We start from the raw sequence: 12,626 nt of genomic DNA, 5'->3' as shown, positions 1-12,626 counted from the left end.
CCACCGAATTGCCCATGGCCCAGCGCTACTTCCTGTTCTGATTGCCGGTGCGGGGAAGGGCTGTTTGCCGGGTGACGGCCCGGCATCGTAAGGTCGGTCCCGGCGTCGGGGGCGGAGCATTCGTGACCCCGGAACACGGCACTACCGTAGGTGCCACAACGAGGGGATGAAGTTGCTGAGCGGTGACCCAGGGCAGGCAGCAGACGAACTCGCCAAGTGGGCCGAGAACCTCGAGCGCAAGGCTCAGCAGTATCAGAGCCTGCACGGCCGCATGGCCACCGTGACGGTGACCGAAACGTCGAGCGACAACCGGATCTCCGTAACCGTCGACGCCAACGGTGTACCCACCGATATCAAGCTGTCCTCGGCGGCACGTGGCATGGACCCGGCCGTCATCTCCGGCGAGATCATGTCCTGCATGCGGCGCGCGCAGGCGAAACTGCGCAACCAGGTCACGAACATGGTGCACGATGCGGTCGGCGACGACGACGCCGGTGCGGCGATCATCGGCCAATATGCCGATCGCTTTCCGGACGTCGAGCCTGTCGATCCAGTTCCCACCCGGGCACCCGAGCCACCGGTGTACAGCCCACCGCCCACCAGCTTCCAGCCCGAGCCGCCGCCATCGGGATCGCGCAAGCCCAATCGCGATGACATCGTCGTGCCCGACGAACCGACCGAAGAGGATCTGTACTACCAGCGCAAGTCCTGGCTGGAATAGGGCGCGCGAGCCGAACGACATGGTTCCGTCCGGATCGGATGGAACCGGATGTGCGGTGGGAGCGTCCTAGTCAGAGGGCCGTCATTCGACGGCGCGAATCCGAGGTACGGGGAGTGAGGACGATATGGGCAATTCGGATGGGGTGAACGTCGACCCGGATCAACTGCGCGATCATGCGCAGAAGGTGGAGCAGGCGATCGAGGGGGTGCCGTTGTCCCGCGAGGCCGCCGACTATCTGGCTCAGGCGGATGACGGATACGGATTGCTGGTGGGGCCGTACGCCAAGTCGGTACTGAATCCGCTGCACGACCGGATCACCGAGAGCCTGCGCACGTTGACCGAGGAGACCGAATCGTTGCCACGCAAACTTCGTTTCGCGGCGGACTCCTTCGAAAACGTCGACCAGAGTCGAGCCGACGGCACAGATCGTCAGCGCGAGCAGCTCGAACAGCAGGTGTAGTCGAATGTCGTACGAGAATTCGGTCGGCAAGTTCCTCAACGAAGATGCGCCGCCGTTGCCCGGGCAACTGGACAATTTCGACGACGACGCGCGCCCGGACAACGAACTGCTCGAAAAAGGTGTCGACTACCGCGAGGAGTACTACCAGGAGGATGCGACCGTCTTCCGGAAACTCGGCTTGCCCGAAGGAGCGAAGAAAGGCGAAGACGGCGAGACCGAAGACGCTGACGCGGGGATTGTCAGCGGCACTTCGGTCGGCGACGCGTTCGAAGCGGGCCACAAGTTCAAACTGGCGCTCAGTGGCGAGGACACCGGCCAGAATCTCTACGAGGGCGCCATGAAGGCGTGGGCGGCCGCCGCCGACGTCATAGAGCTCGCGAGTATCGGCTCGGATCTGATCAGTGGCAGAGCTCTCGCGATATTCGACCCGTTCAACTTCGTCGGCGGGTTGCTCATGGGGTGGATGCTCGAACATGTCGAGCCGATGCGGAAATCGCTGGACTCGCTGGCCGGTAATCCCGATATGGTGTCGGCCTATTCGGACTCCTGGGCGAATATTTCGGAGCGACTGACGGAGGTCACGGCGACTTGGTCGACCGAGGTGAAGCAGGGCACCGCGGCGTGGACCGGTGCCGCCGCGAACGCCTATCGGGCGAAGGCGGACGCACACATGGCGTCGATCGCCACCCAGGCCGCGCTCGCCGATTCGCTGAGCAAGGTGAACAAGAAGATGGGTGAGCTCGTGGACGGGGTTCGCGGCATTGTCACAGAGATCTTGAACAGCCTGGCCGGCGTTCTGGTCGAGATCGCCGCCATCCTCATCGCATCCGCCGGAACGGCATCACCGGCTCTCATTGCCCGTGCGGTATTCGAAATTTCGACGGCGACCATGAGCGTTTCCCGCATGCTGCTCGAACTGACCACCGCGCTGATCAGCCTGGGCGCATTGCTCCGTGAAATGATCAAAATTGTCACCGCGGTCACTCAGATCGAGGTCGAGGCGGCGAAAGCCTGACAGCCCCGAGCAGTTTCGTATCGATTCGGCGCGTTCGTATCGATTCAGCGCGGAGCTCCCGATGACCGGATGGCCTGGGTGATGAGGTCGGCGACGCCGCGCATGCCTTCGAGGGTGGGGTGGTAGGGGACCAGGGTTTCGGTGGCGATGATGGGGTCGAACCAGCGGATTCCAGCGGGCGCGCACATGTCGTGCCCGATGGATTGCGGGCGGGTGTCGATATAGGTCGCACCCGCGGCGGCGGCTTCGCGGGCGACGACGCTGTCGAGGCGGTCGAAGGCGGCCTGGATGGTGGCGGCGTCGGGGGGCGCAGGCCGATCAGGTCGGGGCAGCCGCCGTCGCGGACGTAAGTCGGCCAGCCGTCGACGAAGATCGCCGCATTCGGGGCCAGTGACGAGATTCGATGCAGGGCAGTCGAATACGCGGCGGCGATGCTGTCGATATCGGTGTCCCACGCTGGGTCGGCGCACGGCTTCGCTCCGGCCAGGTGACAGGTGAGGATGTATTTGGTCATTTTGGCGTCGTTGGCGCCGATATGCACCGTCACGAGTTGGGTTTTCGGTCCGAGGGCGTCGAATTGCGGTGGGATGCCAGGGCCTTGGGATGCGGTGAGGTCCGAAATCTTGGCGGAGCTGCAGGTTCGGTCGTCCAGTTTCAGGCCGAGGTCGGCGGCGACCAGTTTCGGGGTATTGGCAGTGGAGCGGGCGCATTGCAGCGGTGCCCCGGTATCGAATTTCTGGACACCGGTGGTCGCGGCACCGGAATCGCCGAGGGCGACGTAGGCGGCGGCGCCGTCCGTCGGCGCCGATGATGCGGGTGCAGCCAGGACAGCAGAAGTGAGGGCCAGCAGGCTGATCGCGAGTGCGCCTGCGCGCCAACCAGTTCGGCGGGTCGTCATGATCGCTCCCTCGTCCGCGGTAAAAGTGATACGGCTTGGTCTCAGTTCTTGGGCACGCTACTGGGTGCGCGGTGTGGCCCGCAAGGTTTCCGGGGAACACGGGTGTCGTCTTCAGTTTCGGCGGTATCCGGGCACCCGGTGGCAGACTTCATGGCATGACGACGTTCGAGTGGGCCGACGTGGACAGCTACATCGTGGACTCTCTGGTGGGAGGCGAGGATTCGACCGCGACGGCATTGGCCGCGAATGCGGCGGCCGGATTGCCCGCCATCGACGTATCGCCAGCGCAAGGGAAGTTCCTGCATCTGATAGCGCGGTCGATCGGGGCGCGGAAGGTGCTCGAAATCGGCACGCTCGGCGGTTACAGCACGATCTGGTTGGCGCGGGCAGTGGGTAAGGACGGCCGGGTCATCACCCTGGAATTCGAGCCGCGGCACGCGCGGGTCGCGCGGGAGAATCTGGATCGGGCCGAGGTCGGGGACCGGGTCGAGATCCGAGTGGGTGCTGCTCTGGACAGTCTGCCCGTACTGGCGGAGGAGGATCCGGAGCCGTTCGATCTGGTGTTCATCGACGCCGACAAGGTCAACAATTCGAACTACGTGCTCTGGGCGCTGCGCCTGACCCGGCCCGGCTCGGTGATCATCGTCGACAACGTCGTGCGCAATGGCGCTGTCGCCGACGACCATTCGGACGATCCGGCGGTCCAGGCCAGCCGCGATCTGGTGGACCTGCTCGCCGCCGAGCCGAGCCTCGACGCCACCATTGTGCAAACCGTCGGCAGCAAGGGCTGGGACGGTTTCGCCTACGCCGTGGTCAACGGTGAGGCCCTCGACTGAACACGGCAGCTCGGATCCCCGGTGCGCGATTTCGCCGGTGATCCAGGCGTGGGGGCGGCGGATGGGCGTGATTGGATGGAACCGAACAGCGGCGGGGCGCGTCATAGACTTCGAGCGACGTGTGACGGCTGGAACGGGAGGCCTTGGTGGGACGACGGACGACGATGACCGTGGTGGCGGTGGGGATGCTGTTGGTGGCGACCGGCTGCGGATCGACGAAGGGTGGGACGGCCACGCCGAGTACTGGAGCTGCGGGTACCTCGGCCGCGACTGCGGCACTGTGGGATCCGTGCACGCAGATCTCGGACCAGGTGCTGCGGAAAGTCGGGGTTTCTCCGTCGACGAAGCGGTCAGGAATCGCAGGCGTCGAAGAGCCGGGCTGGAAGGTTTGTTCGTGGAACAACGATGATTTCACTGTCGGCGTCTTCTCCACGATCAATACAGTCGAGGACTTCAAGAGAAAAACAGACAACATAGACTTCAAGGACACCTCGGTTGCCGGTCGTCAAGGTGTCGAACATCGCATGGCGTCCGATAAATTCGACGAGGTATGCAGTCTGGTATTCCCAGCCAGCCAGGGCGTTGTGCAGATCTTGATCCGCAACCGCACGTCGTCGACAAATGTTGTAGCGCCGTGCACTCGGGCCGAGACTGTGGCCAGCAATCTGGTACCGGTTTTTCCGCGTTGAAGTAGGGGGATAAATTATGTCGATGGAGGAAGAGAAGTCGCGGTGGCAATTCCTCTCGGGTGAGGCAGACGCTGGCCGACTCTACCTGGATCCGTCGGTCGCCAAGGGTTGCCGGGATGCGTGCAATCGGCAGATCAGCCTGTACGAGACAATGCGGGATGATCTGACGTTCATGAAGAACGTCACTGGTTTCGGACGCTTCGACTGCTCAGATGATCTTGCGAAGATGTTTAGCGCTAAGGCAGTTGGTGGTGACGGAGACGTCGACACTGCTCTCAAAGAGCATATCGATGTTTTGAAACTCATCCGCGACACCATCCAAAAGTCCGTGGACAAGCTCGAGGCGCAGGACGAGTCCTACTCGAAGCTCTTCAAAAACTGAAAAGAACGGGGGAACAGCCGTGGTATTTCCAATTCTTCCGGAAATCGGTATCGCGCTGTACGAGTGGAGTAAATCCGGTCCGCCCAGTTCGTCCTCTCGGGACGAGAGTGCGGATGCGACGCAGGCGCGGAATCGGATCAAGGAAATCGAGAGTGCCGGGCTCGGTCTGCAATCGCAGCCTTCGAAGGTGTCCGAATCCGCATATGTGAACCCGGACCAGTTGGACGATCTGTACGGTCGGGTTTCGGCGATGTCGGTCACCGATGTCAAGGGGCTCGAGCAGCGGTGGAATGCCATGAAGAACGCACTGGACGACGGTCTGAAGAATTTTCAGCCGGAAATCCTGAAGGCGATGGACGGCAAGTGGAACGGCGCCTCGGCCAAGTCGGCGTCGGACGGTGTCAAGGAGTACGTCGACAAGTCGGCCGGTCTGGTCGGGTCGGTGCAGTTGGTCGCCGAGAAGGTGAAGCTCGTCCGTTCCGGGATCGAGCTCACCACGGCCAATGTGCAGGAAGCGCCCGGTCACACCGTCACCAGCAACATTGCCAGCTGGATTCCGGGTCCGACGTGGAATATCAACAGCCATCGGGACGAGCAGTACAAGTCGGCTGCCGAGAACACGGTCAAGAATGTCTTCTACCCGTCGGTCCGCGAGGCCGATACCGGTGTCCCGCTGGTGCCCAAGCCTTACAACCCCGTCTACAAATCCGACGACACGACGAAGAAGCCGGATGACGGTTCCGGCGGTAAAACGCCGGGTAAGGACCAGTCCAAGAGCCCCACCACTGGGACGGACCCGAAGAAGACGGACACCGGTACCGAAACCCCGGAGAGCGCCACCCCGTCCACGACGGACGACACGTCGAGCACCAGCCCCAGCACGACCAACACCTCGACCACGCCGACCACCACCGACACACCGACCGTTCCGACCTCGACGACTCCCACCGGGACCACCCCGAGCCTCAGCTCCGGCGGCTCCGGCACCAGCTCGGGCACCCCGTCGACGGGCACGCCGTCCGCGGGTAAAACCCTCAACCTCCCGCCGGTCGTCACCACCTCCGGCACTACCGGCACGTCCACTTCCAGTGGCAGCACCGGCCGCTCGGGCATGTCGGGGATGGGTATGCCGGGTTCCCGCGGCGGCGGCAAGGATGACGAAAAAGAGTCGAAGTCGAAGGAATACCTGGTGAATCAGCAGAACGGTGAGGAGCTCACCGGTCTCGACGAGGCGCATCGGGTGAAGACGGTGCCGCCGGTGATCGGCGAATGACCGTGCGGGACTGGACTTTTACTCCGCTCGGCTTCAAGGTGCTGTGGCGGGCGATGGAACGCGATGTACTGCCGTATCCGCTGCAGTACCGGTCCACCGAACGGACCCTGGCCGAATACGACCAGGCGTGGAAGGACGAGGCGGGCGCCCTGCACCGCCAACTCGACGACTGGCTGCGCTCCGCGCTCGGTATTCTCGCGCAGCCCGAGGCACGTATCCAGGTCGCCGGATTCCTGGGCAAGACGAAGCTCCGGGTGCATGTCGCGGTTCGACATCAGCACGCGGTGTGGCTGCGGCAGGAGCCCACCGATGATCCGGATCGCGGTGGGGCGGTACACATGTCGATGATGGATGCCGATTATGTTTCGCGCCGGGTGGCGGATCTGTTGCCGCCCGCCCGGCGCGGCAGTGGACCCGGGCTGGAGGTTTCGCGCCACGATCTCGAGGACGGCGCGGATGACGACCGCCCGTACTACGTGGGCTCGCGCTCACCGCGTCAAGAGGCCGCACAGTTCTTCGAACGGCCGCGTCCCAATGTCGTGCATGTCGCGGTGTACGCGGGTGCGGCCTGGGACAACCGGCCCGCACCCTCACGCGGCTTCCACGTCATGGACTATCCGGACGGTCGTTATCTGGTGCGCAGTAGCGGCACCATCAGCGCCGTTCCCGCGGACGCACTGGTCATCACGGACAACCTCGACCGAGCGATGCGCGCAACGGTCGAGGGGTTCCGCGAGGAGAACGACCAGGGCTACCGCTCCTACGCCTGAAGCACCACCTTCCCGACGGTGCCGCGCGACTCGAGCGCGCGGTGCGCGTCGGCCGCATCGGCAAGCGCGAAACGCTGGACCGTGGGCCGCAGCCGACCGGCTGCGGCCTCGGCCATGGCCTTATCCTCCAGCGGGCGCAGATCGCCGCCGACACGCTCGAGCATGCGGGGTCCCACGACCATCTCGGAGGTGATGCCGCGCGTGGCCGATTCCTGCTCCGAAAGCGATAGCGGAGCATTGTCGGCCCAGCCGTAGATCAGATGCTGACCGCCCTTGCCGAGCAGATCGATTGCGGTGTGGCTTATTTCGCCGCTGACACCGTCGAACAGCACAGTGGCCCTGCGTTCGCCGAGTTGGGTGCGCACCTGGTCGGGCCAGTCGGGACGAAGATAGTCGATCGCGATATCCGCGCCATTGCGTTGCACCAGTTCGACTTTCGCGGGTCCACCGGCCAGCCCGACGACCGTCGCGCCGACATTCTTCGCATGCTGAACAAGAAGTGTCCCGATGCCACCCGCGGCGGCGGTTATCACCACGACACTATCGGGGCCGAGTTCGGTGAACAACAGAATACCCATGGTCGTTCGCCCGGTGCCGACGATCGCGACCGCCTGCGCTGGATCGAGGTCGGCCGGAATCTCGTGCAGCCGAGCCGTTTCCGTCACGGCCAACTCCGCATAGCCGCCGGGCCCCTGGCCGAGATGCGCGACGACCCGCTTACCGAGCCAGGACGCATCGACGTCGGGTCCGATCTGGTCCACGGTCCCGGCGACTTCGCGCCCCGGGATCGTCGGCAAAGTGGGCGGCGGGTAGGGACCGGCCGCACCACGACGCAAGGCCGTATCGATGAAATGCACGCCCGCCACCGCGACCCGGATGAGCACCTGACCTGGTCCCGGCACCGGATCGGGAACCGTTTCGTAGCGCAGATTTTCGGCTGGTCCGAAGGTGTGAAGGCGGATGGCGTGCACAGGTGGCTCCTAGTCGTCGGCGAACCAGCCCACCCTGCAACCTGAAGTGCCGTTCAGGTCAAGCGGTGGTGGACCGCGAGCACCGTGCCTCGAATCCGTCGCAGAGCGCGGACAATCCGATATACAGCAGATCTTCCGAGGTCAGGTCGCTGACGCCGCTGCCGTTCAGATCGGCGAGTGCGGGCGGGATCGGCAGTTGTGAGGTTCCTTCCAGCAAGGCCCGCAGTCCGTTCGAGCCCTCTGGATTCATGCCCTTGCGCGCGACCAGCGCACCGCTGATATGTGGCAGCGTGGCCCCGGAGATGTAGTTCCACACCGCGAAGGCCATGGTGGACGCCTCTCGGGTCGAGACATCGAGCTCGCGCAGGCCCTCGACCAGCCAGGCGAAACAGGCCAGACCCTGCGGGCCGAAGCTGTAGCGGGGCATCGCGAAGGTGAGCAGCACCCACGGATGCTTCTGGTAGAGCGCCCAATCGATCTCGGCGGCAATGCGGACCCGGTCGCGCCATGTCCAGTCCTTGCCCTCCGGCGACGGATACGGGTTGCGGGCCGAGATCTCGTCGGTCATCAGCGCGAGCAGTTCGTCCTTGTTCGCGACGTGCCGGTACAGCGACATGGCTCCGACACCCAGTTGCTCGGCGATATGTCGCATGGACAATCCGTCGAGCCCCGCCTCGTCGGCAAGGGTGATCGCGGTGTCGACAATGGCCGCCTGGGTGAGCTTCGGCTCGGTCATCCCATGACTCGCTTCCAGTTTTGGGACCGCATGCGTACACTGTACCCGGATTGATGCGTACGACGTACGCGACCCGGAGAGGAAATCGACATGACACAGGTGGAGATCGCGCAAGCGGCACCGACCGGTTCGCGGCGTGCTCGGCTCGGTCTCGCGGTACTGCTGTTGCCGGTGTTGCTGGTGTCGATGGACATTTCGGTGCTGTTCCTGGCCATGCCGACGCTCACCCTCGATCTCGACCCCTCGGCCGCGCAGCAGCTGTGGATTCTCGATATCTACGGCTTCCTCATCGCTGGCCTACTGATCACCATGGGCAATCTCGGTGACCGGATCGGGCGGCGCAATATCCTGCTGGCCGGTGCGTCGATCTTCGGTATCGCCTCGATCATGGCGGCCTTCGCGCCGAGTGCCGCGGTGTTGATCATCGCGCGAGCGCTGATGGGGATGGGCGGCGCAACGTTGCTGCCGTCGAGTCTGGCGCTGATCTCCAGTCTGTTCCCGAACGCCCGTGAGCGTGCCGCCGCGATCGGTGTGTGGACGGCATTCTTCGCGGGCGGATCGGCGGTCGGCCCGATCCTCGGTGGCCTGCTGCTGCACCACTTCTGGTGGGGCTCGGTATTCCTCATCAATATTCCGGTGCTGCTGATCCTGCTCGCGTTCGGTCCGTTCGTGCTGCCCGAACATCGCGCCGGTGTGGTCGGTCCGCTGGATATTCCGAGTGTGCTGCTGTCGATCGGTGGCATCCTGCCGGTGGTGTACGCGGTGAAACAGATCGCGGCGGAAGGGTTCGATGTCGAACCGCTGGTAATCGGACTCATTGGTCTGGTGCTGCTCGCGATCTTCGTGCGACGGCAGCGGCAGCTGGCCGAACCGCTGCTCGATCTGCGACTGTTCCGGCGGGCGCAGTTCTCGGTCGCCATCGGCTCCAGCCTGGTCGGCATGATGTCGCTGGCCGCGATGAGTTATCTGACCAGCGTCTACCTGCAATCGGTGACCGGCCGTGACCCGCTCGCGGCCGCGCTGCTCGGGATTCCGATGGCGATCGCGGTATTCGTATGCTCGATGGGTGGTGCGCGGGTCGGACACAAGCTCGGGGTGCGTCCCACCTTCGTGCTGGCGCTACTGGCTTCGGCCATCGGCAATCTGATGCTCATCGGCGTCGGCGTGGACGGCGGAATCGCCTGGTACCTTGCGGGATCCACGATTGCGGGCATCGGTTACGGCTTGGCGTTCACCCTGGTGTCGGATGTGGCGGTGTCCTCGGTGCCGCCGGAGCGGGCCGGATCCGCGGTCGGGATCTCCGAGACCAGTTTCGAATTGGGCAACGCGCTCGGCCTCGCACTGCTGGGTTCGGTTGCGGCACTGGTCTTCCGGTCCAATGGCGACTATGCGGACACGCTCGGAGAGACCATCCAGCATGCGGGCGGCAATTCAGCACTGATCGATTCCGCACGCGAATCCTTTGTCTCCGGAATGCATGTCGCGACCTCGGTCGGTGCGTTGCTCTTGGTGGTGATGGCGGCGGTCGCCGCATTCGCACCCCGGCGCTGACCGGCGCGCCTCCCCGGATTCGGCCGCGATTCGCGATATAATCAGATGTCATGATTTCGCATGACATCACCTCGATCGAGGGTTTCATCCGCAGCTACGACGAGATCGTCGCGGCATCGGATTTCGCCGCACTGCCAAGCCTTTTCGAGCCGGTGATCCTGGTGACCACCCCGACATCGAGTCGCTGTGTGAGCCGGGAGGAGTTCGTGGCCACGGCACAAGCGCGGGCCGGCCAATTCGGTGCCGGGTCGCGGCCGCGCACTCGTCTGGTCGAGCAAACCACCTTCGAACTGGGCGGACACTGCTGGCTGACCTCGGCGCGGTGGGCGCTGTCGCTCGGCGAACGGTCCCTCGACGTCTACAGCGACTTCCTGGTGCGCCGTGCCGAAGACGGGCTGCGGATCGCGGCCTACCTGCCCCGACAGGATCTGCCCGAGCTCCTGCGCACCTCGGCAAATGATCGCGAACAGGGCAGGTCGGCGCATACAGTCGAGAGGTGAACGACACTCCCGAATCGAGCAATGGCCGCCCGCTCGCCGAGCGAGTGGCGTCCTGGCTGCTGTACCCGACCTCCCGGCCGCGCGAGAAATCCCTGCGCGCGGAGGTCGCGGGCCGGACCGTGCTGGTAACCGGCGCGTCGCACGGCATCGGCAAGGCGAGCGCGCGCAAACTTGCCGCGGCCGGTGGGATCGTGCTGCTGGTTGCGCGCTCTGTCGACGCTCTGGAGCAGGTGGCGGCCGAGATCATCGCCGAGGGCGGTACCGCGCACGTGTACCCGACGGATATGACCGATATGGACGCCGTCGAAAAGCTCGGGCGCGACCTACTCGCCCAGCACGGTCATATCGATGTGCTGATCAATAACGCGGGCAAGTCGATTCGCCGTTCGATCGACGAATCCTACGACCGCTTCCACGATTTCACGCGCACCATAGATGTAAATTATCTCGGTCCGGTCCGGCTGCTGCTCACCTTGCTGCCGAGTATGCGCGACCGCAAACAGGGCCATATCGTCAATATCTCCACTTGGGGCGTGCTCATGCCGCCCGCCCCACGCTGGGCCGCCTACGGTGCTTCCAAATCCGCGTTCGATGTCTGGTTGCGCAGTGCCGCAGCGGAAATCGCCGCCGACAAGGTGACGACTACCTCTATCTACATGCCGCTCGTGCACACCAGGATGAGCGCGCCGACCGACTTCAGTCGCGTTCCCGGGCTTACTGTCGACGAAGCCTCCGACTTGGTCTGCCACGCCGTGGCCGCCAAGCCACGCAAGATCGCGCCCTGGTGGTCGCCGGGGGTCCAGGCGTGGTCCGATCTGACCCGAGGACGGGCGCAGCGTTTCATGGAACACGCGTTCCTCGCTGATCGCTATACGCCGCGTGTCCGGCGCGGACGCGGGCCGATCTGATCGAGCAGGACATTGACCTCGTCCGGGAAACCATTGGTCACCGCCTTCGGCGTCTTGGTCGGGAATCGGCGCGTGACGTGCTCCTCGGCGGCCGATCCCGGCAGGACGTAGACGGGTTCGGCCTTGTTCTGCAGCGGACGCACGACATCGTCGAGGTGGGTTTTGCGATCGTCGAGGTAGGCGCCGATCACATCCTCGCCGGGCCGGGCAGACGGCCATGCAGTATCCGGCCTTGTAGTTGGGTTTGAACGACAGGCTCTGCCACATCGAGAACGATTCGCCGGTGGTGACGCGCTCACGGTAATCGGCGGCGCTGTCGCTGTCGGCGACGGTTTCGGCCCAATCGGTGAAGCCGCCCATGAACTCTCGGTAGTTGTGGGTATAGCAGGCCTGGAAATCGAAGCCGCCGTCGTTGGTGATCGCGCCGACCGGACAGGCTGATACGCACAGCTTGCATTCCAGACACGGATTGAAATCCAATGCGGCGCTCGGCTCGTCGATCACCGCATCGGTGACCACCGTGCCGAGCAGGATGAAATTGCCGAACTTCGGGTGGATCACGTTGCGGTGGATACCCATGACGCCCAATCCGGCCGCCTCGGCCACCACCTTGTGCGCGATCACCCAGATCCGACCCGGGAACTTGTCGACCTCCATCGGATATCCAGGCGCGGGGTAGACGGCGCGGTACCCGGCATCCTGCAGGGCTCTGGTAATGCGGCGCGACACCTCGTTGGTCTCGTCGTCGGCGTGATTGAATTCGGTATTGGCCAGGCTGCGCATGGTGCTGCGCAGGTTGTCGCGGTTCATCCGGACACAGAAGGTGACGAATGTGCGTGCGGAGGGCAGGATTTCGCGCGCATGCTCGAGTTCGACCGCTACCCTCGGATCGTCGACCGGTACGAAACCCACATCG

General features: G+C 64.3%; 14 protein-coding genes and 1 pseudogene. 11 read left to right on the top strand and 4 right to left on the bottom strand.

Features of this window, described 5'->3' with window-relative positions:
- Window positions 1-166: 166 nt before the first annotated feature.
- From NP3_RS02555 to NP3_RS02545, 3 genes are all read left to right on the top strand, one after another.
- Window positions 167-721, top strand: a complete 555-nt coding sequence (locus tag NP3_RS02555; protein ID WP_063037366.1) for a YbaB/EbfC family nucleoid-associated protein — start codon at window positions 167-169, stop codon at window positions 719-721.
- Window positions 722-845: 124 nt separating this feature from the next.
- Window positions 846-1,181 (top strand): type VII secretion target, encoded by a 336-nt coding sequence (locus NP3_RS02550; RefSeq protein WP_063037364.1) that lies wholly within the window; start codon window positions 846-848, stop codon window positions 1,179-1,181.
- 4 nt (window positions 1,182-1,185) lie between these two features.
- The gene (locus tag NP3_RS02545; RefSeq protein ID WP_063037362.1) at window positions 1,186-2,196 is read left to right on the top strand and encodes a WXG100-like domain-containing protein; all 1,011 of its coding nucleotides are present in this window, start codon (window positions 1,186-1,188) and stop codon (window positions 2,194-2,196) included.
- Here NP3_RS02545 and NP3_RS02540 read toward each other — a convergent pair.
- The gene (locus NP3_RS02540; RefSeq protein WP_245720773.1) at window positions 2,162-3,094 is read right to left on the bottom strand and encodes an SGNH/GDSL hydrolase family protein; all 933 of its coding nucleotides are present in this window, start codon (window positions 3,092-3,094) and stop codon (window positions 2,162-2,164) included. The genes NP3_RS02545 and NP3_RS02540 overlap by 35 nt on opposite strands.
- A 155-nt stretch (window positions 3,095-3,249) precedes the next feature.
- Here NP3_RS02540 and NP3_RS02535 point away from each other — a divergent pair, with 155 nt between their 5' ends.
- From NP3_RS02535 to NP3_RS02515, 5 genes are all read left to right on the top strand, one after another.
- Window positions 3,250-3,930 (top strand): O-methyltransferase, encoded by a 681-nt coding sequence (locus tag NP3_RS02535; RefSeq protein WP_063037360.1) that lies wholly within the window; start codon window positions 3,250-3,252, stop codon window positions 3,928-3,930.
- A gap of 164 nt (window positions 3,931-4,094) precedes the next feature.
- A complete protein-coding gene (locus tag NP3_RS02530) occupies window positions 4,095-4,619 on the top strand; it encodes a DUF3558 domain-containing protein (protein ID WP_157124010.1) in 525 nt (174 codons plus the stop codon).
- A gap of 22 nt (window positions 4,620-4,641) precedes the next feature.
- A complete protein-coding gene (locus NP3_RS02525; protein ID WP_157124008.1) occupies window positions 4,642-5,001 on the top strand; it encodes a hypothetical protein in 360 nt (119 codons plus the stop codon).
- Window positions 5,002-5,020: 19 nt separating this feature from the next.
- Entirely contained in the window at window positions 5,021-6,274 is a 1,254-nt protein-coding gene (locus tag NP3_RS02520) for a hypothetical protein (RefSeq protein WP_063037353.1), read from the top strand.
- Entirely contained in the window at window positions 6,271-7,044 is a 774-nt protein-coding gene (locus NP3_RS02515) for an ESX secretion-associated protein EspG (RefSeq protein ID WP_063037352.1), read from the top strand. Before NP3_RS02520 ends, NP3_RS02515 begins: the two co-directional genes overlap by 4 nt.
- Here NP3_RS02515 and NP3_RS02510 read toward each other — a convergent pair.
- On the bottom strand, window positions 7,035-8,015 hold the full coding sequence (locus NP3_RS02510) for a zinc-binding dehydrogenase (RefSeq protein WP_063037350.1): 981 nt from the start codon (window positions 8,013-8,015) through the stop codon (window positions 7,035-7,037). The genes NP3_RS02515 and NP3_RS02510 overlap by 10 nt on opposite strands.
- A gap of 58 nt (window positions 8,016-8,073) precedes the next feature.
- A complete protein-coding gene (locus tag NP3_RS02505; protein ID WP_063037347.1) occupies window positions 8,074-8,751 on the bottom strand; it encodes a TetR/AcrR family transcriptional regulator in 678 nt (225 codons plus the stop codon).
- Between the two features lie 90 nt (window positions 8,752-8,841).
- Between NP3_RS02505 and NP3_RS02500 the strand changes: the two genes are divergently transcribed.
- Genes NP3_RS02500 through NP3_RS02490 form a run of 3 tightly spaced genes read left to right on the top strand, consistent with a single transcriptional unit; the run spans window position 8,842 to window position 11,710 of the window.
- Entirely contained in the window at window positions 8,842-10,302 is a 1,461-nt protein-coding gene (locus tag NP3_RS02500) for an MFS transporter (RefSeq protein WP_063037345.1), read from the top strand.
- Between the two features lie 50 nt (window positions 10,303-10,352).
- Window positions 10,353-10,802, top strand: a complete 450-nt coding sequence (locus NP3_RS02495; RefSeq protein WP_063037343.1) for a Cif family virulence factor — start codon at window positions 10,353-10,355, stop codon at window positions 10,800-10,802.
- The gene (locus NP3_RS02490; RefSeq protein WP_245720772.1) at window positions 10,799-11,710 is read left to right on the top strand and encodes an SDR family NAD(P)-dependent oxidoreductase; all 912 of its coding nucleotides are present in this window, start codon (window positions 10,799-10,801) and stop codon (window positions 11,708-11,710) included. Before NP3_RS02495 ends, NP3_RS02490 begins: the two co-directional genes overlap by 4 nt.
- On the opposite strand, the pseudogene NP3_RS49760 reads toward NP3_RS02490, so the two are convergent.
- Window positions 11,671-12,626: pseudogene (locus tag NP3_RS49760) on the bottom strand (4Fe-4S binding protein); the annotation flags it as partial. The gene NP3_RS02490 and the pseudogene NP3_RS49760 overlap by 40 nt on opposite strands.

The organism is Nocardia pseudovaccinii NBRC 100343 (genome assembly GCF_001613225.1).
Classification (GTDB): Bacteria; Actinomycetota; Actinomycetes; order Mycobacteriales; family Mycobacteriaceae; genus Nocardia; species Nocardia pseudovaccinii.
Note: the sequence above shows the minus strand (reverse complement) of the source record. Positions and strands in the feature narration are given on the sequence as shown.